Annotated in this window: 19 protein-coding genes; 9 read left to right on the top strand and 10 right to left on the bottom strand. The window is 33.4% G+C overall.

Going from position 1 to position 19613, the window contains the following annotated elements; translation table 11 throughout:
- Nucleotides 1-427: 427 nt before the first annotated feature.
- The gene (locus ACQ0RB_RS02580; RefSeq protein WP_129759831.1) at nt 428-619 is read left to right on the top strand and encodes a PID-CTERM protein-sorting domain-containing protein; all 192 of its coding nucleotides are present in this window, start codon (nt 428-430) and stop codon (nt 617-619) included.
- Here ACQ0RB_RS02580 and ACQ0RB_RS02575 read toward each other — a convergent pair whose 3' ends face one another.
- The gene (locus ACQ0RB_RS02575) at nt 620-1213 is read right to left on the bottom strand and encodes a riboflavin synthase (RefSeq protein WP_129759832.1); all 594 of its coding nucleotides are present in this window, start codon (nt 1211-1213) and stop codon (nt 620-622) included.
- A 59-nt stretch (nt 1214-1272) separates the two neighbouring features.
- Here ACQ0RB_RS02575 and pdxA point away from each other — a divergent pair, with 59 nt between their 5' ends.
- From pdxA to ACQ0RB_RS02535, 8 genes are all read left to right on the top strand, one after another.
- Entirely contained in the window at nt 1273-2319 is a 1047-nt protein-coding gene (pdxA, locus tag ACQ0RB_RS02570; RefSeq protein ID WP_131506426.1) for a 4-hydroxythreonine-4-phosphate dehydrogenase PdxA, read from the top strand.
- Between the two features lie 72 nt (nt 2320-2391).
- A complete protein-coding gene (locus tag ACQ0RB_RS02565) occupies nt 2392-2931 on the top strand; it encodes a YceD family protein (protein WP_129759834.1) in 540 nt (179 codons plus the stop codon).
- An 8-nt stretch (nt 2932-2939) separates the two neighbouring features.
- Nucleotides 2940-3143, top strand: a complete 204-nt coding sequence (rpmF, locus tag ACQ0RB_RS02560) for a 50S ribosomal protein L32 (protein WP_129759835.1) — start codon at nt 2940-2942, stop codon at nt 3141-3143.
- 181 nt (nt 3144-3324) lie between these two features.
- On the top strand, nt 3325-4320 hold the full coding sequence (locus ACQ0RB_RS02555; protein ID WP_134198305.1) for a beta-ketoacyl-ACP synthase III: 996 nt from the start codon (nt 3325-3327) through the stop codon (nt 4318-4320).
- Between the two features lie 37 nt (nt 4321-4357).
- The gene (gene accB / locus ACQ0RB_RS02550) at nt 4358-4846 is read left to right on the top strand and encodes an acetyl-CoA carboxylase biotin carboxyl carrier protein (RefSeq protein ID WP_131506428.1); all 489 of its coding nucleotides are present in this window, start codon (nt 4358-4360) and stop codon (nt 4844-4846) included.
- A 91-nt stretch (nt 4847-4937) separates the two neighbouring features.
- Entirely contained in the window at nt 4938-6290 is a 1353-nt protein-coding gene (gene accC, locus ACQ0RB_RS02545) for an acetyl-CoA carboxylase biotin carboxylase subunit (protein WP_430496278.1), read from the top strand.
- A 193-nt stretch (nt 6291-6483) separates the two neighbouring features.
- Nucleotides 6484-7596, top strand: coding sequence for an NAD(P)/FAD-dependent oxidoreductase (locus ACQ0RB_RS02540; RefSeq protein ID WP_430496276.1), 1113 nt, complete (start codon nt 6484-6486; stop codon nt 7594-7596).
- A complete protein-coding gene (locus ACQ0RB_RS02535; protein ID WP_430496274.1) occupies nt 7597-8046 on the top strand; it encodes a 3-oxoacyl-ACP synthase in 450 nt (149 codons plus the stop codon). It begins immediately after the preceding gene.
- Here the strand turns inward: ACQ0RB_RS02535 and ACQ0RB_RS02530 are convergent.
- From ACQ0RB_RS02530 to ACQ0RB_RS02490, 9 genes are all read right to left on the bottom strand, one after another.
- Nucleotides 8033-8950, bottom strand: a complete 918-nt coding sequence (locus ACQ0RB_RS02530) for an ABC transporter ATP-binding protein (RefSeq protein WP_430496272.1) — start codon at nt 8948-8950, stop codon at nt 8033-8035. The genes ACQ0RB_RS02535 and ACQ0RB_RS02530 overlap by 14 nt on opposite strands.
- A gap of 70 nt (nt 8951-9020) precedes the next feature.
- Complete coding sequence (locus ACQ0RB_RS02525) at nt 9021-11423, bottom strand: FG-GAP-like repeat-containing protein (RefSeq protein WP_430496270.1); 2403 nt, start codon at nt 11421-11423, stop codon at nt 9021-9023.
- A gap of 18 nt (nt 11424-11441) precedes the next feature.
- Nucleotides 11442-12797: an Ig-like domain-containing protein gene (locus tag ACQ0RB_RS02520; RefSeq protein ID WP_430496268.1), complete on the bottom strand. Its 1356-nt coding sequence runs from the start codon at nt 12795-12797 to the stop codon at nt 11442-11444.
- Between the two features lie 85 nt (nt 12798-12882).
- Nucleotides 12883-14985 carry an FG-GAP-like repeat-containing protein gene (locus ACQ0RB_RS02515; RefSeq protein WP_430496266.1) on the bottom strand — a complete coding sequence of 701 codons (2103 nt, stop codon included), beginning with the start codon at nt 14983-14985 and terminating at the stop codon, nt 12883-12885.
- 24 nt (nt 14986-15009) lie between these two features.
- Nucleotides 15010-16116, bottom strand: coding sequence for a hypothetical protein (locus ACQ0RB_RS02510; RefSeq protein ID WP_430496264.1), 1107 nt, complete (start codon nt 16114-16116; stop codon nt 15010-15012).
- 106 nt (nt 16117-16222) lie between these two features.
- Nucleotides 16223-17212, bottom strand: a complete 990-nt coding sequence (locus ACQ0RB_RS02505; protein ID WP_430496262.1) for an aspartate-semialdehyde dehydrogenase — start codon at nt 17210-17212, stop codon at nt 16223-16225.
- A gap of 136 nt (nt 17213-17348) precedes the next feature.
- Nucleotides 17349-17750, bottom strand: a complete 402-nt coding sequence (gene mscL, locus ACQ0RB_RS02500; RefSeq protein WP_129759847.1) for a large-conductance mechanosensitive channel protein MscL — start codon at nt 17748-17750, stop codon at nt 17349-17351.
- 63 nt (nt 17751-17813) lie between these two features.
- Nucleotides 17814-18920, bottom strand: a complete 1107-nt coding sequence (gene alr / locus ACQ0RB_RS02495) for an alanine racemase (RefSeq protein WP_430496260.1) — start codon at nt 18918-18920, stop codon at nt 17814-17816.
- Nucleotides 18913-19560 (bottom strand): thymidine kinase, encoded by a 648-nt coding sequence (locus ACQ0RB_RS02490; RefSeq protein WP_129759849.1) that lies wholly within the window; start codon nt 19558-19560, stop codon nt 18913-18915. The genes alr and ACQ0RB_RS02490 overlap by 8 nt, the downstream gene beginning before the upstream one ends.
- Nucleotides 19561-19613 lie beyond the last annotated feature (53 nt).

The following is a 19613-nucleotide window of genomic DNA, read 5'->3' as shown; positions in this document are numbered from 1 at the left end:
CTGTTAAGATTGCAAATAATAAAACTGCTTTTATAAAAAATACGTATACATTAAAAATTATTGATAAAGCTCCAAATAACAATAAGTTAATGAAGTTTTAAACTTAGATTTTGTTTTAAAATAAGTTAATTATATTATATTTGAGAGCTATTAAAGTAAGTGAAAAATATATCTTTTGGCGATGCATTTCGTCGATGATTTTTGCATTTTAAAGAATGTTTGTTGGGATTTTATTTTGTTAACTCGCTTTTTTTTATACATTTACAACTTAAATTAAAATATGCTGTTAATAATAACAGTATATGTGTTCAAGTTTGAATACTTTTATTTAGAAGCGATTAAAAATTTTGTTGACACTATAGTTTTATAAATCATTACTTTTAAAATAAGGGTTAATAACTTACTTTTTATACATTAAAAGTAAAAAATGGGAATACAAAACAGGAAAATTTTAGCCTCAATCTTATTTGTATTAATAAGTTTTGTATGCAACGCTCAAGTAGATGGAACACCTCCTCCTCCAATCCCTCCACCTCCACCAGGACTTCCTATTGATGGTGGTATTGCTTTTCTGGTAGCTATAGGTTTATTTTATGGAATAAAAAAGAAAATAAAGTAATTACTCTTGCTTTAACTCGTGAAGCCTAGTTATATATTTGCCTAAAACATCAAACTCTAAGTTTACTGTATCACCAACCTCTATTTGTTTGAAAGTTGTATGTTCATAAGTGTAAGGAATAATTGCAACACTAAATTCATTTTTTTTAGAGTTTACAACAGTTAAACTAACGCCATTAACAGTAATAGAACCTTTTTCTATTGTAATGTTGTTAAGTGAATCGTCATACTTAAAAGAAAATAACCAACTTCCGTTTTGCGATTCTTTAAAAGTACAAACTGCTGTTTGGTCAACATGACCCTGAACAATATGACCATCTAGTCTATCACCAAGTTTCATTGCTCTTTCAAGGTTAACACCTTCGTTTAATTTTAAACCACCAAGATTAGTTTTTGCTAATGTTTCTCTTATAGCAACAACAGTATGTTCATTATTATCAATGCTTGTTACGGTTAAGCATATTCCGTTATGAGATACACTTTGGTCTATTTTAAGTTCAGATGAAATATTACTTTTTACTGTAAGAACTAGGTTTTCATCTTCATGGCTTAACTTGGTAACGGTACCTATTTCTTCAATAATTCCTGTAAACATAATGTCGAATAAATGGTTAAATTTGTAACTGTAAAAATACACACTAAGAAAGTATTTTAATGAAAAAAGAAGAAAAAATTACAGTAGGAATTTCTATAGGAGACTTAAACGGTATTGGACCAGAAATCACATTAAAAGCATTTGAAGACTCTCGAATGCTTGATTTTTGTACGCCAGTTGTTTTTGCTTCAGTAAAAGTGATGTCCTTTTTTAAAAAACATTTCAATAGTAGTATAAACTTTCATGGTATAAATAATTTAGACCAAATAGTTGAAGGTAAAGTAAATGTCTTTAATACATGGAAAGATAATGTCAATATTGAGTTTGGTAAGGAAGACCCAAAAATTGGACAATTTGCTATAAGGTCTTTAGAGGCTGCTGCATCTGCACTTAAAAGTGATAAAATAAACGTTTTGGTTACAGCACCTATTAATAAACATAATATACAATCTGATAAGTTCAAATTTCCAGGACACACAGATTATCTAGCTAAAGTTATAGGTGGCAAAAGCCTCATGTTTATGGTAACCGATTCGTTAAAAGTAGGCTTGCTTACAGATCATGTTCCTGTAAAAGATGTGCCAAATCATATTACGCCACAACTTATCGAAGACAAAATACATACGGTTTATACCTCACTTAAAAAAGACTTCAGAATTAATAGGCCCAAAATTGCAGTTTTAGCAATAAACCCTCATGCAGGAGACAATGGCGTTATTGGAAATGAAGATGATAAAGTGCTTGGACCAACACTACAAAAAATTAAAGCATCAGGAAAATTGGTTTTTGGGCCTTATTCAGCCGATAGCTTTTTTGGTTCAGGCAACTATAAAGGGTTTGATGCTGTGGTAGCTTCCTATCATGATCAAGGATTAATTCCTTTTAAAACTATTGCCTTTGGAAATGGTGTAAACTTTACTGCTGGCTTAGCTAAAATAAGGACATCGCCAGATCATGGAACAGCTTATGAAATAGCAGGAAAAGGTATTGCAGACGAAAGTTCTTTTAAAGAAGCCATCTTTACAGCATTAAAAATATTTAAGAATAGAACTGAATATAACGAGCTTTCAAAAAACCCATTAAAAAAAGCGCCAAAAAAGATATAAACAAAAATTGTTTATAACATCGGCTACTTAATAAAAAATTTATATATTTGCAGGCTCAAAATGAATGTGGATATGAAGTTGTTAAAAGAGTACACAATCCCTTTTGTAGGATTAAAGCTAGGGAAACATCATTTTGATTATCAAATTGATAAAAAGTTCTTTGAGCATTTTGAGTATGATGAGTTTAATGATGTTAACGTAAAAGCAGAATTGCTTTTTGAAAAAAAAACAACCTTTTTAGAATTACATTTTAAAATAAAAGGAGACGTTAACGTTAATTGTGATGTGTCAAATGAGCCTTATAACCAAAAGGTAAAAGGTACTTTTGATTTAGTTGTAAAGTTTGGCGAAGAGTATAATGACGAGCATTTAGATGTGCTTATTATTCCTCATGGCGAATACGAAATCAATGTTTCACAATACATCTATGAACTAATAGTATTATCAGTTCCAGCAAAAAGGGTTCACCCAGGAGTTGAAGATGGTACACTAGAGTCAGAAATGCTTAAAAAGTTAGAAGAATTAAGCCCTAAAGCTGAAGAAAATAAAACCCAATCAGAGGAAATTGATCCTCGTTGGAATACATTAAAAAAACTATTAACGGATAAATAATATAGAAAATGGCACATCCTAAGAGAAAGATTTCTAAAACTAGAAGAGATAAAAGGAGAACACATTATAAGGCATCAGTGCCTCATATTGCAACATGCCCTACAACAGGAGAAGCTCATCTTTACCATAGAGCTCACTGGCACGAAGGTAAATTGTATTACAGAGGTCAAGTACTTATAGATAATTCTGAAAAAGAAGAAAATTTAGCATAACTATTATGCGCGCATACAATAAAACGCTCTAAACAGAGCGTTTTTTTTATGATTAATTTTTGAAAGTCTTAAAAACAACTTAATTTGCATAATATTTGACCAAAAAAGTGGTGATTTTATACAAAAGTTACTTGTTTTTGACACTTTTACCACCTTTTTTGAGATAACTAATTAATAAGCAATGAGTAAAATCACAGCAGCAATAACAGCTGTAGGAGCTTTTGTGCCTGAGTTTGTACTATCAAATAAAGTCTTAGAGACTATGGTAGATACAAATGATGAATGGATAACAACCAGAACAGGTATAAAAGAACGCAGAATACTTAAAAAAGAAGGCGAAGGCACTTCTTACCTTGCAGTTAAAGCAGCAGAAAACTTAATAGAAAAAAAGCAAATCGATCCTAAAGAAATCGATTTGGTAATTGTTGCTACAGCTACACCAGATATGCCTGTAGCATCTACAGCAGTTTATACAGCCACTAAAATAGGAGCTACCAATGCCTTTGCATACGATTTGCAGGCTGCATGCTCAAGTTTTCTTTACGGTTTGTCAACAGCATCTAGCTATATAGAATCAGGAAGATATAAAAAAGTGCTACTTATAGGAGCAGATAAAATGTCTTCAATTATAGACTATACTGATAGAGCTACATGTATTATTTTTGGTGATGGAGCAGGAGCTGTGCTTTTAGAACCTAATACCGAAGGCTTAGGTTTTCAAGATGAATACTTAAGAAGTGATGGCTCAGGAAGAGAGTTTCTTAAAATAGAAGCAGGAGGTTCAATATTACCTCCAAATGAAGAGACTGTAAAAAACAAACAACATTTTGTACACCAAGATGGTAGAACAGTGTTTAAGTTTGCTGTATCTAATATGGCTGATGTTTGCGAAAAAATAATGCAAAGAAACAACCTAACACATGATGATGTGTCTTGGTTAGTGCCACATCAAGCTAATATGCGAATCATAGACGCTACAGCAAGTAGAATGAATTTAGAAGATTCTAAAGTACTTAAAAACATTCATAGATATGGTAATACAACATCTGCAACATTACCATTACTATTAAGTGATTTCGAAGACAAACTAAAAAAAGGAGACAATTTAATTTTTGCTGCTTTTGGAGGTGGATTCACTTGGGGATCAATATATTTAAAATGGGCATATAATTCCTAACTAATAAAACCAATTTAATTAACTAATCTAATTTATTATGGATATAAAGGAAATTCAAAACTTAATCAAATTTGTTGCCAAGTCTGGAGCAAGCGAGGTTAAATTAGAAATGGACGATATAAAAATCACCATTAAAACAGGAAGTGACGATAAAGGAGAAGCAACAACCATTGTACAACAAATTCCAATGGCTCAAACACCAGTTGCTCAACCAGCAGCAGTTGCTGCAGCTGAAGTTGTAGCATCAACTCCTGTTGCACCAGCAGCTTCAAATGAAGATTCAAAATATGTAACTATAAAGTCTCCAATAATTGGAACATTTTACCGCAAGCCTTCACCAGACAAGCCTGTTTTTGTTGAGGTAGGAAGCACTATTAAAGAAGGTGACGTATTGTGTGTTATTGAAGCGATGAAATTATTCAATGAAATTGAATCTGAAATTTCAGGAAAAATCGTAAAAGTATTAGTGGACGATGCATCACCAGTTGAGTTCGATCAACCATTATTTTTAGTAGATCCATCATAATTCGAAGTTTAAAGTTTACAGTTAAAAGTTCAAAACTATTTTAGCTAGAACTCTAAACACATAAATCATAAACTTTTAAACTCATCTAGTTATGTTTAAAAAAATACTGATAGCCAATAGAGGAGAAATAGCACTTCGTGTTATTAGAACCTGTAAAGAAATGGGCATTAAAACGGTAGCTGTTTACTCTACAGCAGATGCTGATAGTTTACATGTAAAGTTTGCTGACGAAGCCGTTTGTATTGGTCCTGCACCAAGTACAGAGTCTTACCTAAAAATGTCTAATATAATTGCCGCAGCCGAAATTACTAACGCTGATGCAATTCATCCTGGATACGGATTCTTATCTGAGAATGCTAAGTTTTCTAAAATCTGTGAAGAGCATAATATAAAATTTATTGGAGCCTCAGCTGAAATGATCTCTAAAATGGGAGATAAAGCAACAGCTAAAGCTACAATGAAAGCTGCAGGAGTACCATGTGTACCAGGTAGTGAAGGTATTATTGCCGATTTTGAAGAATGTGAAAAACTTGCAAAAGAAGTAGGTTACCCAGTAATGCTTAAAGCAACTGCTGGTGGTGGAGGAAAAGGAATGCGTGCTGTTTGGAAACCAGAAAACCTTAAAGCAGCATGGGAATCGGCTAGGCAAGAAAGTAAAGCAGCCTTTGGAAATGACGATATGTATATGGAAAAGCTTATTGAAGAGCCAAGACATATCGAAATTCAAGTTGTTGGTGACTCTCGTGGAAAAGCATGTCATTTATCTGAAAGAGATTGCTCGGTACAACGTCGTCATCAAAAATTAACCGAAGAAGTACCATCGCCTTTTATGACTGATGCACTTCGTAAAAAAATGGGTGAAGCAGCTGTAAAAGCAGCAGAATTCATAAAATACGAAGGCGCAGGAACAGTAGAGTTTCTTGTAGATAAACACAGAAACTTCTATTTCATGGAAATGAATACTCGTATTCAAGTTGAGCATCCAATTACTGAGCAGGTTATTGATTTCGATTTAATACGCGAACAAATTTTAGTAGCAGCAGGTGTGCCAATTTCTGGTAAAAACTACACGCCAAATCTACACTCAATTGAATGTAGAATTAATGCTGAAGATCCATTTAACGACTTTAGACCATCTCCAGGTAGAATAACTACATTACACGCTCCAGGAGGTCATGGTGTGCGTTTAGATACTCATGTTTATGCTGGTTATAGTATTCCGCCAAACTACGATTCTATGATCGCTAAATTGATTACTACAGCTCAAACAAGAGAAGAAGCCATAAATAAAATGAAACGCGCTCTAGACGAGTTTGTTATTGAAGGTATTAAAACTACAATACCTTTCCACAGACAACTTATGGAACATCCTGATTATTTAGCAGGAAACTATACCACTAAGTTTATGGAAGATTTTGTAATGGAAAAACCAACTGAAGAATAAACAATAGAACTCCGAATGAAAATTCGGAGTTTTTTTATGGTGTTCCTTTTGCCATTTCATGGGCAAAAGTCAGGCTATTCACTATATCTTTTTTCTTCGTTCCTCAAAAAAAGGATGCCGTTTCTATCCTTAACACAAGTCAAAAATACTACTAAAAAATAAGTACATTTACGGTAATAAACATTTCACTTTTTTGAATTTTAGTTACTGGGAAATAAAAACATGGTTAAGCACTATCGATTTTACTATTGTTGGTAGTGGTATTGTTGGTTTAAACTGTGCGCTACACTTAAAAAATAAATACCCTAAAGCTAAAATTTTAATTTTAGAAAAAGGGATTTTACCTCAAGGCGCAAGCACTAAAAATGCAGGATTTGCTTGTTTTGGTAGCTTAAGCGAAATTCTAGATGATTTAAACACACATACAGAAGAAGAGGTTGTAAACCTTGTAAAAAAACGTATTGAAGGATTACGGTTATTGCGAGAAAACTTGTCTGATAAAGCGATAGATTATCAGCAATTGGGTGGTTATGAGCTTTTCTCTGAAACAGACCATGAATTATATGAAGATTGTTTGTCCAAGCGAGAATCAGTAAACAGCTTGTTAAATCCTATTTTTAAGGCTGATGTATTTGGTTTAAGAGGTAATGACTTTAAGTTCAAAAACATCAAAGACAAGTACGTTTTTAATCCGTTTGAAGGTCAAATAGACACAGGTTTAATGATGCAAGCTTTACTAGAAAAAGTATTGCTTAAAGGCATTAAAATACTTAATAGCCTTACACTAGAAGCATTTGAAGAAACTACAGCTTTAGTTCATCTAAAAACTAATGCATTTGAGTTTAAAACCAAAAAACTAATAATAGCCACAAATGGTTTTGCGTCTCAATTATTAGATGAAGATGTAAAACCTGCAAGAGCTCAGGTTTTAATTACTAAACCTATTGAAAACTTACCCATAAAAGGAACGTTTCATTTAGATAAAGGCTATTATTATTTTAGAAATATTGATAATAGAATCCTTTTTGGAGGAGGTCGACACCTTGATTTTAAAGGCGAAGAAACAACAGAATTTAATCAAACCAAATTAATTCAAGACCAACTAGAGCTGTTATTAAAAACCACCATTTTACCTCATACACCTTTTGAAATTGAACATAGATGGAGTGGTATTATGGGAGTTGGTAATCAAAAGAAAGCTATTGTTAAACAAGTGTCCAATAATGTATTTTGTGGTGTGCGTTTAGGAGGTATGGGAGTTGCAATAGGTAGTAGTATAGGTAAAGAATTATCAGAGTTAATTTAAGTGAATATCAAGCAAGAACTATACAGTCAGTGTTTAAATTTTGTTAAAAGCAGAATTGAAGCTATCAAGCGTAACATAGAAGAAATTCAACAATCATTACTTTCTGAAATCAAAAGTAGTGCAGGAGATAAGCACGAAACAGGTCGCGCTATGATTCAGTTAGAGCGAGAAAAAGCAGGTGAACAACTTAGAGAAGCTGAAGCTTTAAAAGAGGTTCTTTTTAAAGTAAATCCTTTAAGTACAACTTTAAAAATTACCTTAGGAAGTGTTGTTTACACTAGCGATTTAAATTATTTTATAGCAATAAGTACTGGTCAAATACGTATTAACGGAATAGCGTTTTTTGCAATTTCTCCACAAACACCAATAGGTCAAAAACTAATAGGAAAAACGATAGGAGATGAGGTTGTTTTTAGAGATAAAACCTTTAAAATTACTAAGGTTGAGTAACAACTTCTAAACACACGTTTGCTCCTTTTTCTAGTTTAGTGTGGTGGTTAAAAAACACCGAACTTCCATTGTATATGGCTTCTATTAAAACATGTGTTCCCTTAAAGTAAGACTGTTTTACAGTAACATTCAGCTTAGAATTTTCAACCACTTTTAATTGATGTGCGTAGATAATTTGACCACCAATAGTATTAAACTCTCCAAAAAAAGAAGCAATTAAAGGTTCTTTAGGATTTTTAAAAAGAGCTTCAGGTGTGTTGTTTGCAACAATTTTTGAATCGTTTAAGACTAAAATTCGATCAGCATATCCTAAGACGTCTTCTTTATCATGTGTGGCAACAACGCAAGCAATGTTTTTTACTTTTAAATAGTTAAAAAGATTTCGTCTTAGACTTTGTTTTTTAAAGTTATCAATATGACTAAAAGGTTCATCTAGCAACAATATTTCAGGTTGTTTTGCAATAGCTCTAGCTAATGCTACACGTTGTTTTTGACCTCCACTAAGTAGTTTTACTTTAGTTTTGGCAAAGGCATTTAACTCAACTACTTCAAGAAGTTCATTAACGCGTTCTTTTTTCTCTTCAGGAAAAAAATTAGATAGGAATGCGCCTATATTTTCTTCAACAGAAGTAAAAGGCATTAAATCGAATTCTTGCGATACATATTTCATAAAGGGATAGCCAACAACAAGATTATACTTAGGGCCTAAAATTTCGGTCGTATTCCAAAACAGTTGTCCTTTAGTGCAATCTAACTCTCCGTAAATAAGCTTTAACAGTGTTGATTTACCTGAACCACTTTCGCCAATAATTGAGATATGGTCTCCTTTTTTAACTGTGAAGTCAATATCTTTAAGTATAAAATCTTTACTGTATTTAAATGAAATGTTCTTTACGCTTAGCATGCTGCAAAAGTACCATAAAAAAATCGCTCAGTCACTTGAGCGATTTTAGAAATTTTATATAAAAAGTATATTACTGTTTTATAAATTTTTGAGTTTTAATTGAATTTTCAGAAATGATTCTTAAAACATAATTTCCTGCACTTAAGTAGGATACATCTAAGGTTGAAGTGTCTAATTTAGCATTGCTAACACGTTTACCTGAGATATCGAAAATAGTGTAAATAGCACTTTCAAGGTTATCAGCAGGAAGAGAAATATTCAAAAAGTCTTTTGTAGGGTTAGGGTAGATAATTAAGTTGTCTGTTAGCGTATCGTCCAACCCAAGAGTTTCTCCTTCAACCACCACCACACTAGTATTTATTGTTGGGTTTTCAACAATATCTATAATGCCAGAAGGCCAATAAATAGTAATATTATTAATACTTGTTTGAGAACCTAAGCCAAAGTGAGTGTTAAGTGTACTCATGTATTTAAAACCCTCTCCACTTCTTACATCTCTTATTTGAGTACCTGAATCTGTATGAATTTCAACTCTTGCTCCAATACCATGAATATTGCTAACTGTACCTACAGTATTAATTGTTATCCAGTTATTTGGCGTTGTATTGTTCCAGTATATGGTTTCGTTGTAGTAAGCATCGATGAAGCCATCATTGTTTAGGTCTCCAAACGATCCATTGGCGTAACTCAATTGCGCATTATCTATATCTTCAAATGTGAGGTCTCCTTTTCCATACATAATTGTACCATTACAAGCAATGTCTAAAAAACCATCATTGTCAAAATCATAGCTTACGTTTTCATGACCAGTAGGAGCAGTACTTACACCTGCTCCAGAAGTTACATCAGTAAAAGTACCATTACCATTATTTCTCATTAATTTGTGACTTCCTGAACTTGCACCAACAAACACATCCATGTCTCCATCGTTATCATAATCTCCCCAAGTTGAAGACCATGTTTGCATTGGGTCGTCAAGTCCTAAGGCAGTAGCGTTTTCAATAAAAGTACCATCTCCATTATTGGTTAACATTTGATTGGTTCTTCTCGCAACTTCTCCTCCGCATTTTGCAATAAACATATCAATATCTCTATCGTTATCATAATCAATCCAGATAGAGCCATAATTACCACCAGATGAATAATCGCCTAATCCACCTTGGTTAAATGTTAGGTTACCATTTCCATCGTTAATATAGAAAACGTTAGGAGCAACATCATGACAAACAAAAGCGTCGAGATGCCCATCGTTATTGATGTCAACAAAGTTTGTGCGTTGAGAAAATACGTCTTCAGGACCAGAGATTTCAGTAAAAGCAGTACCTGTATCATTTGCCTTCATAAAAGTAACTCCAAAAGTGTTTCCATAAACTAGGTCTGTATATCCATTAGCATCAAAGTCTGCTGCTGCCATACTCCACCCAGGCATAAAGTCAGCTTCAGGTGTCGGTAAATTAGCTTCATTAAAACCTCCAGTACTTAATTGGTAATGAATATTTACATTAGTATTTGATACAGAAACGATATCGTCTAAGAAGTCATTGTTCATGTCTACAACAGTTAAATCGTAACCAGAGGCAACATCTATTGGATCTTGAGTAAAGTTAACTCTAGATAATACAGGTGTAGTAAAGTTAACAGGACCTATCCAATTGCTATAATCTCCACCTCCACAATTTCCTCTAACATAAACTTCATAAGTTGTATTGTCTAATAGGCTACTAGCCTCATAAGGATTATTAAAAGTTGTGCTTTCTCCTGATCCCGTTGGCACTCCGGTTCCCACCAATTGAATGACTATTTCCCAAGATGATTCTACATCACCAGCTTGCCAAAAAATATCTGCAGAATCATAAGAAACGTTGCTTACACTAAGATTAGTTATATTAGGACAAGCAGGAGGCATTTGAGAATAAATGGTTGGTGAGGTAAGACAAAATCCCCAACCCCAAGAACCATTATCATTATAATGAATTCGATATTGAAAGTTTGCCAGTTGGTTGGTAGTAAAAGCTGAAATGTTTAAATGACCTGCATTTAAGGCTTCAGGTGGACCACCACAAAAATTGCTGTTTGGCGCACCAGATGAATTAGAAGTAATAGGAGTTCCCCAACTAATCCAACTTGAAGCATCATCATCCCAATACTCTAAACTTAAAGATTCATCTTGATAAATACTTATAACATAATTTGCATCTACTAGTATCCATGTTTCACCTGCATTATAAGCATTGGTTAGATTAATTACTGGAGAAACAGCAGCAATATTATTTATTGAGTTATCCCCAGCTTCGTCTTCATCAAATGAAAATGTTGATGAATCTACTGTTGGGTTTTCTACAAAAATTAATGGATTACTATCATAGGTTCCTGATAGTGTCCAGTTGGTATTTGGCCAATTGGCTGATTGATTTAAAACTTGAGCACTTAAGCAGCTCGAAATTAAAAATAAAACTAGAGTAATTTTTTTCATATCATGATTAGTTTTAATTTATTGGCAATCTGTATTTAAGGAGTTTATCCATTCTTCTATTAATCTAACGCCTTCAACATGTTTTAAGGTTCTACCCAGTAAAGGCATTCTATATTGATCTTGCACAGAATTAATTCTAAAGTGTAGTATGGATTCGTTAAAGTTGTTTGGTGTTACTATTGTTGTTAGCCCTTCGACTTGCGTATCAGCATCAACACAAACACCCATGTTTTCTTGGTTGTCGTTTTCGTTAAAAGCAAAACGCATTGACCTGTACTCACAATAACTCTCGTCTGAGTGACAATGTGCACAGTTTATGTCAATGTATGACCTAGCTCTAATTTCTAAAGGAAGCGACTCATCTTCCCAGTTAACAGTTGATACGATGTTGGAAGGTATGGTGTTTTCTAGGTAACCAACCTCAATCCACTTGTTTAATTGATTTTTTAAACCTTCGGAGTAATTGTATTCTTTATTTATATTTTGCGGTTTAGGACCAATAGGAAGTGGAGTTCCAAATTTGTTATGACAAGTAAAACATTCATTTTTGGAGGGTATTCGGTAATTAACCGTTTTAAGTTGTGAGTTTTCTATCCACTCGATACTTTTAAAGCTGCCATCATCTGTAAAAGTCGCTTCGGTTTGTTCATCATTCCAAACATATTTTGCAAAATCCCAACCTTCATCAGTCATGTACATTAATCGGGTTTCAATAAGAACGGTTGTATTTGTTGGTTGAACATTTTCGTAATAAAAATTTTTAATCAGTACTGTACCAACAGGAAAATCGAAAGGACTGTGATCATTAACATATTGAGCTGAAACATTATTAGGCATCCATAAAAAACGTTTTTTATGAGCATAATCACTAAAAAGAGGAGAACTAAGGTCGTAAGGAACAACTCCTGAACTAGGATTTAAGTCTTTTAAAGTCCCAGTAAAAAACCCATATTCCGATAAGTTTTGATAAGGTATTTCGTTAAGGTTGAAGCTTACGGTTGAGGTTGAAGTCACAGTAATAGATACAGTTTCAGTAACACAGATTGAAGAGTTTTCATTTTCACAAACTGTATAAGTAAAGGTGTCTTGACCAGTAAAGTTTGGACTTGGAGTGTAAACTACTAGGTCATCTAAAATAGCTTGCGTGCTATTGTTTAAAATTTCCACAAAACCATTAGAAGCAGTGCTTATTGTTAAAAATCCTTGTTCGGGAATATAACCATCGTTTTCAAAAATAGCTATTTGAACAGAAACAGACTCTTGAGTTGAAGCAGTATCAAGACTTGTTTCAATTTCTCTTGAAACATAATTATCGTCTGAACCACAAGAAAAGCAAACAAGTAGTATTCCTAATAACAGAGCTTTTTTCAACATAAGTAAGAAAAGAAGCCTAATATAAGAAATATATCTACTTTAAGCTAAAAGCTTTTAAAATATGATGTATTTATTGTTAAATAACTTAGTATTTGATAAATTTTTGGGTTTTAATTGATGCGCCATATACTACTCTTAAAATATAGTTTCCTGAATTTAAATGTGAAACATCAATAGAGTTTTGACTAAGTTTAGCATTTACTACACGTTTGCCAGTAATATCAAAAATGGTGTAAAAAGCATCTGCTAAATTGTCTATTCTTCCTAAGTTTAAAATGTCTTTAGTTGGGTTTGGATAAAGAATTAAATCATTAACCATTGAATCTTCTAGTCCTAATGTATTAGCACCTTCTACAATTGTAATACTTCCGTTAATTGAAGGGTTGTTAACTTGATCGATAATTCCTGATGGCCAATAAATTCTTATGTAGTTTATAGAGCTATCTGTACCAATACCAAAATGTGTATTTAATGTACTCATGTACCTAAAACCAGTTCCGCTTTGAACATCTCTAATTTGAGTTCCTAAAGCAGAATTAATTTCCACTCTAGCTCCAATACCATTAATATTACTATAACCACCAGCTTGATCTCCAATGGTAATAATTTTTATCCAGTTATTACTGTTGCCATCATTTACATAAACACTATTAGTAAAGACATCTAAGAAACCATCATTGTTTATATCACCAATTGAGCCACTAGGAGGACCACTATATACATTAAATTTTAATGTGCCATCACCAAACAAAATAGATCCATTTGAAAGCACATCTAAATACCCATCATTATCAAAATCACCTGCAACACACTCTATCCCTTGATTAGCGCTACTTATACCTGATCCTGCAGTAACATCAGTAAAAGTACCATCATTATTGTTGCGCATTATTTTATGGTCGTTTGCAGTACTTGAGCCAATGTAAATATCCATATCTCCATCGTTATCAAAATCACCCCAAGCCGAAGACCAAGTTTGCATTATATCGTCTAAACCAGCTACAGTTCCTACTTCGGTGTAAGTTCCATTTCCATTGTTTCTATATAATTGGTTTGTTCTTCTTTCGGTACTACCACCACATTTAGCCATAAACATATCTATATCTCTGTCGTTATCATAATCGACCCAAATAGAACCATAGTTTCCACCCGAAGCATAATCTCCTAATCCATTTGTGTTTTCATAGATGAGATTATTAGAACCATCATTAATATAGGATACACTAGGAGCCGTGTCATGACAAACAAATGCATCTAAATGACCATCATTATTAATATCAACAAAGTTTGAACGTTGTGAAAAAACATATTCAGGACCAGAGATTTCGGTATATGCAGTTCCTGTTGAGTTAGCTTTCATGAATGTTACACCAGAGTTCCCTCCATATAAAAGATCATTGTACCCATTAGCGTCCCAGTCTCCTGCAGCTAAACTCCAAGACGGTTTATAATCAGGATAAGAAGTAACTATTTTGGTTTTTTGAAATGTTCCTCCAGCTAATTGATAACGAATAAAGATATAAGGTTTTTCAACAGTTGTGTAAATAGGATCACCTTCAATATCATATCCTGAAACGTAAGTTGAATCGGTATTAACGGCAACTAAATCGTCTAGAAAATCGCCATTCATATCTACCATACCTCTTTTGTAAGAACCAGACATTCCAGAAGCTTGAGTTGTAAATGTAACAGGAACAGGAGGAGTTGGAGGGTTTTCGGTTAATTCAAAGTCAAAGTCATTACTATCTGTATACTTGTTGTCCCAAACAATGTAGTACGTTTGATTTGCAGTTACCTCTACTGTTAACACAGATAAATACGAACCAGTATTTGTTCCTGTAAATGTACCTGAATCATCATCACCACCAACACAAGTTAAGCTTCCACAGGTTCCTGTGTAAATGTGTAAGCGAGTGTCTTTATTTCCATTAACAGGAAGGTCAGAACTCACCGTAATTGAATAATCAGCAGTTGGCACATATTTAACCCACTCAGCAGCAGTAACACTTGTGTTGCTACTACCTGTTATACAAAAATCACTTGGTTTATCGCCATCTATTGTTCCTACAGAGTAAGTTCCGGCAGTAATTGTTGGAGCATTAAACGCATCAGTACATGAGTTATAACTTTGAGCGTTTACTGAAACAGTAACAAAAAAGGCAAATATTGATATTATTATAGGTTTCATAATTAAGTTATATAAGTAGTATTATTATTCACATATAGTATTTAGCGAGTTTATCCATTCTTCTATTAAGTCAACACCTTCTTTGTGTATTAGTGTTCTTCCTAATAGAGGCATTCTCAAGGATTCCTCAGTTGTATTTAATCTTGTTGGTATTACAGAGCGTTGTATGTTTCCTGGGCTTACAATATAAGTTAACGCAGGATCAATAACTGTGTGAGGTTCAACACAAACGCCTAGGTTGGTAATATCTTCTGATTCATTAAAAGCAAATCTTACAGGTCTATAATCGCAGTGTCTATCGTCTGAATGGCAATGCGCACAATTAATGTCTAGATAAGATCTAACACGAAGCTCTAGAGGCTCGTTTTCATCACTCCAGTCAACAACAGAGTAGATGTTTTGAGGAACACTTCCTGTTAAATAACCCATTTCAATCCATTTTTGAAGTTGGTTTTTTGTACCATCTTCATATAAAAAACTTTTGTTTAAGTTTTGTGGTTTAGGGCCTATTGGAATTGAAGTGTCACTAGATGATTTATGACAGGTTAAACATTCTGCTTCTGCAGGAATACGATAATTTACATTTCTTTCAATATTGTTTTCAGTAAAACTGAAAGCTTCAAAACTTCCGTTTAAATCAAAATTGGCTTCAGTTTGTTCTTCGTTCCATTTGTAATTTGCAAATACCCAACCTTCTTCCTTTAAAATCATTAACCTTGTTTCTAGAATTTTGGTTTGCGAACCAGGAGAAACAGTATCAAAATAGAAGTTTTTGATGAGAATTGTTCCAACAGGGAAGTTAAGAACAGAATGGTCATTAACATAGCTAGCACTTACATCTTCAGGCATCCAAACAAATCGTTTTTTGTGAGCATAATCTGAAAACAGAGGAGAAATTAAATCATAAGGTAAAACACCATAAACAGGGTTTAGGTTTGATAAGTCTCCTTCAAAGAAATTATATTCAGAAAGCGTTTGATAAGGAACAGACTCAATGTCAAAAACCACTGGAGACGTTTCAATAGGGTCTTCGTCTTGAGGTAAAGAAATGTAATTGTCGTCTTTGGCACATGAAAACTGTACCAAAACCAACATAATCAGACCGATACGCTGTAAGTAATTTTTTAGCATTTACAGTAAAATTTGGACACCTAAGATAACTATTCGCGTAAAGCAAATAGAATTAATTAGTTGTACTACACGTTTTTACTGTTTATTTGAGTTAAAATGCTATTTTTTATATTAAATTTTCTTTAATCAAGTACTCAGCAATTTGAACTGTATTTGTAGCTGCTCCTTTACGAAGGTTATCGCTTACAATCCAAAGGTTTAAGGAATTGGGTTGTGAGCCATCTCGTCTTATTCTTCCAACAAAAACATCGTCTTTACCGTGTGCATTTATTGCCATTGGGTAAGAGTTGTTTTGTAAATCATCTTGAACCACAACACCATCAGTGTTTTCTAAAATATTTCGTACTTCTTTTAGGTCAAAATCATTTTCAAACTCCACATTAACTGCTTCACTGTGACCACCAGATGTAGGTATTCTTACAGCAGTAGCAGTGACAGCAATAGTTCTATCATCAAGAATTTTTTGAGTTTCTCTTACGAGTTTCATCTCTTCTTTTGTGTAACCGTTTTCTTCAAATACATCGCAATGTGGAATGGCGTTTCGGTGGATTTGATATGGATAAGCCATTTCTCCTTCTACTCCTGCCATTTCATTTTCTAGTTGTTTTACAGCTTTTACTCCTGTTCCAGAAACGGATTGGTAAGTAGAAACTACAATACGTTTTATTTTATATTTTTTATGAAGAGGAGCCAACGCTAAAACCATTTGAATTGTAGAGCAGTTAGGGTTAGCTATAATCTTATCGGTTTTTGTAAGTGTGTTAGCATTAATTTCAGGAACCACTAGTTTTTTATCAAGATCCATTCTCCATGCCGAAGAATTATCAATAACAGTTGTTCCTACTTCAGCAAATTTTGGAGCCCATTCTAATGAGGTTCCTCCACCAGCAGAAAATAAAGCAATATCAGGACGCATTGCAACAGCATCTTTTAGTCCAACAACAGTATAGTTTTTACCATTAAACAAAACCGATTTTCCTACAGATCGTTCTGAAGCTACAGGAATAAGTTCGGTTAAAGGGAAGTTGCGTTCGCTAAGAACATTTAACATTACTTCTCCTACCATACCTGTTGCACCAACTACAGCTACTTTCATTTTTTAATGCTTTTATAAATTAAGTTAACAAAGCTAAGTATTAATTCCTTTGTATTGAACGAAAAAAGCCTTCGTTTTTTCATCAACAAAGGCTTTTTAACAATAAATTTTCAATTGTTAAATTATTAACAAGAAACTACTTTTTTAATAAGTCTCTAATTTCTGCTAATAACTCATTATCTGATGGTCCTGCAGGAGCTGCTGGAGCAGGTTCTTCTTTTTTCTTCATTTTGTTAACTCCTTTTATAACCATAAACATTACAAAAGCAACAATTACAAAGTCGATAACGTTGGTTAAGAAATCTCCCCATAATACAGCAACTTCACCAACGGTTTCACCAGCATCATTTAAGGTGCCTTCGGTAATGATCCATTTTTGGTCTTTAAAGTCTGATTTGAAAATTAATCCAATTAAGGGAGAAACAATTCCGCCTGTAAACGAACTTACTACTTTGTTAAAAGCAGCACCCATTACAAAGGCAACAGCAATATCTACCAAGTTACCCTTCATTGCGAATTCTTTAAATTCTTTAAGCATAATAAATTGTTTTATAGTTAGTATGTTACTAAAATAACTAAAAAATTATTACAACACATTGAGTTAATCAATAAAAGTTCTTTTGATGCGCTGGGATATAGCAGTTAAAATTTCGTAGGAAATGGTACTTGCCGAGGAAGCAAGGGCTTCAGCAGTATATGTATTATCAAACACAATAACCTCATCTCCTTCTTCGCAGTCAATAGTTGTAACATCTACCATAATCATGTCCATACACACATTGCCAAGTATGTATGCGCGTTGATTGTTTATGGTAACAAACCCTTTTCCTTTACCATATTGTCTTCCAATACCATCAGCATGCCCAACAGGTATTGTTGCGGTTTTAACTGGGTTTTTAGCAACAAAACCTCTATTGTAACCAAGGCTTTCTCCTTTATTAATATGATGAATTTGCGAGATTACAGATTTTAAACTTGCAATGGGTTTTAAGTTTTTGTTTTGTTCAGCTGAATTACCAAAACCATACAAGCCAATACCACTTCTAACCATATCAAAATGTGCTTCAGGGTAATTTAAAATACCAGAAGTATTGCACATATGTTTTAAAACAGAATAACCTAGATTGTTTTCAAAAACGGATATGATGTTTTTAAAACTTTGTATTTGAGATAGCGTAAATTCTTTTTCGTTTAAATCTTCACTAGCTGCCATATGCGAAAAAATAGATTTCACTTTAACAGCATTAGTTTTTTTTAAGGTGTCAATAATCTCTTTGCTGTCATTCTCATTAAAACCTAATCTATTTAAACCTGTATTAAATTTAATATGAATAGGATATTGCTGCTGCTTTTCTTTTTCAGCTTCAGCAATAAATGCTTTTAAAACTTTAAAGCTATATATACTTGGTTCTAAACAGCGTTCAATAATTGTTTTAAAATTTGTAGGTTGAGGATGAAGCACCAAAATAGGCTTGGTGACACCAGCATCTCGTAATGTTATACCTTCTTGTACATAAGCTACCGCAAAATAATCAGCATTTAAATCTTGAAGTTTTAATGCAATTCTACCAGGATCACTTCCGTATCCAAAAGCCTTAACAACAGCAAGAAACTTAGTGTTTTCTGAGGTTTTGGAAGTAAGGTAATTATAATTGTGCTCTAAAGATTTTAAGTTAATCTCAAGCGTAGTTTCTTGAACTTTAGGCATTGTCGTCTTGTGGTTTATTAGAAAGATCCTCAGGATCATTAACCTTCATGTTTCTTACCTTATCACGCAACATGGTTTTATAAAAAGCGGCTCTACTTAAAGGTTCGTATTCTTCAACTTCACCTAATAATACAAGATTATCATTTTTAGATTTTCTATAGCTGTACTGAGCCAGATTTCCTGTTTTTGTGCATATAGCGTGTACTTTTGTAACATATTCTGCAGTTGCCATTAAATAAGGCATTGGACCAAAAGGATTACCTTTAAAGTCCATATCTAAACCTGCTACAATAACTCGAATACCTTTGTTTGCCAAGTCGTTGCAAACCCTTACAATTTCATCATCAAAAAATTGAGCCTCATCAATACCTACAACATCACAACCATCAGCCAAAATAGGAATATTGGCTGCAGCAGGAACAGGAGTTGAGCGAATTTCGTTAGAGTCGTGCGACACAACTTTTTCATCGTCATAACGTATGTCAATTGCAGGTTTAAAAATTTCTACTTTTTGTCTTGCAAATTGAGCTCGTTTTAATCTGCGAATCAATTCTTCGGTTTTACCCGAGAACATTGAACCGCAAATAACTTCAATCCATCCAAATTGTTCTTTATGATTTACTGTATTTTCGAGAAACATTTTGTAATTTTAACACTAAAACAGGGAAAATTCCCGTTTGCATAAAGGTGGCG

This window comes from Gaetbulibacter sp. PBL-D1, from assembly GCF_050509525.1.
GTDB classification, from domain to species: Bacteria; Bacteroidota; Bacteroidia; order Flavobacteriales; family Flavobacteriaceae; genus Gaetbulibacter_B; species Gaetbulibacter_B jejuensis.
This window is presented reverse-complemented; position numbering and strand designations above follow the sequence as displayed.

What these genes read in the sequence shown, in the direction of transcription:
- accB (WP_131506428.1), top strand. Translation starts at nt 4,358, where the DNA reads ATGGATATAAAGGAAATTCAAAACTTAATCAAATTTGTTGCCAAGTCT.
- ACQ0RB_RS02490 (WP_129759849.1), bottom strand. Translation starts at nt 19,560, where the DNA reads ATGTTTCTCGAAAATACAGTAAATCATAAAGAACAATTTGGATGGATT.
- ACQ0RB_RS02565 (WP_129759834.1), top strand. Translation starts at nt 2,392, where the DNA reads ATGAAGTTGTTAAAAGAGTACACAATCCCTTTTGTAGGATTAAAGCTA.
- ACQ0RB_RS02520 (WP_430496268.1), bottom strand. Translation starts at nt 12,797, where the DNA reads ATGTTGAAAAAAGCTCTGTTATTAGGAATACTACTTGTTTGCTTTTCT.
- ACQ0RB_RS02555 (WP_134198305.1), top strand. Translation starts at nt 3,325, where the DNA reads ATGAGTAAAATCACAGCAGCAATAACAGCTGTAGGAGCTTTTGTGCCT.
- ACQ0RB_RS02575 (WP_129759832.1), bottom strand. Translation starts at nt 1,213, where the DNA reads ATGTTTACAGGAATTATTGAAGAAATAGGTACCGTTACCAAGTTAAGC.
- ACQ0RB_RS02580 (WP_129759831.1), top strand. Translation starts at nt 428, where the DNA reads ATGGGAATACAAAACAGGAAAATTTTAGCCTCAATCTTATTTGTATTA.
- ACQ0RB_RS02505 (WP_430496262.1), bottom strand. Translation starts at nt 17,212, where the DNA reads ATGAAAGTAGCTGTAGTTGGTGCAACAGGTATGGTAGGAGAAGTAATG.
- rpmF (WP_129759835.1), top strand. Translation starts at nt 2,940, where the DNA reads ATGGCACATCCTAAGAGAAAGATTTCTAAAACTAGAAGAGATAAAAGG.
- accC (WP_430496278.1), top strand. Translation starts at nt 4,938, where the DNA reads ATGTTTAAAAAAATACTGATAGCCAATAGAGGAGAAATAGCACTTCGT.
- ACQ0RB_RS02525 (WP_430496270.1), bottom strand. Translation starts at nt 11,423, where the DNA reads ATGAAAAAAATTACTCTAGTTTTATTTTTAATTTCGAGCTGCTTAAGT.
- mscL (WP_129759847.1), bottom strand. Translation starts at nt 17,750, where the DNA reads ATGCTTAAAGAATTTAAAGAATTCGCAATGAAGGGTAACTTGGTAGAT.
- pdxA (WP_131506426.1), top strand. Translation starts at nt 1,273, where the DNA reads ATGAAAAAAGAAGAAAAAATTACAGTAGGAATTTCTATAGGAGACTTA.
- ACQ0RB_RS02530 (WP_430496272.1), bottom strand. Translation starts at nt 8,950, where the DNA reads ATGCTAAGCGTAAAGAACATTTCATTTAAATACAGTAAAGATTTTATA.
- alr (WP_430496260.1), bottom strand. Translation starts at nt 18,920, where the DNA reads ATGCCTAAAGTTCAAGAAACTACGCTTGAGATTAACTTAAAATCTTTA.
- ACQ0RB_RS02515 (WP_430496266.1), bottom strand. Translation starts at nt 14,985, where the DNA reads ATGAAACCTATAATAATATCAATATTTGCCTTTTTTGTTACTGTTTCA.
- ACQ0RB_RS02510 (WP_430496264.1), bottom strand. Translation starts at nt 16,116, where the DNA reads ATGCTAAAAAATTACTTACAGCGTATCGGTCTGATTATGTTGGTTTTG.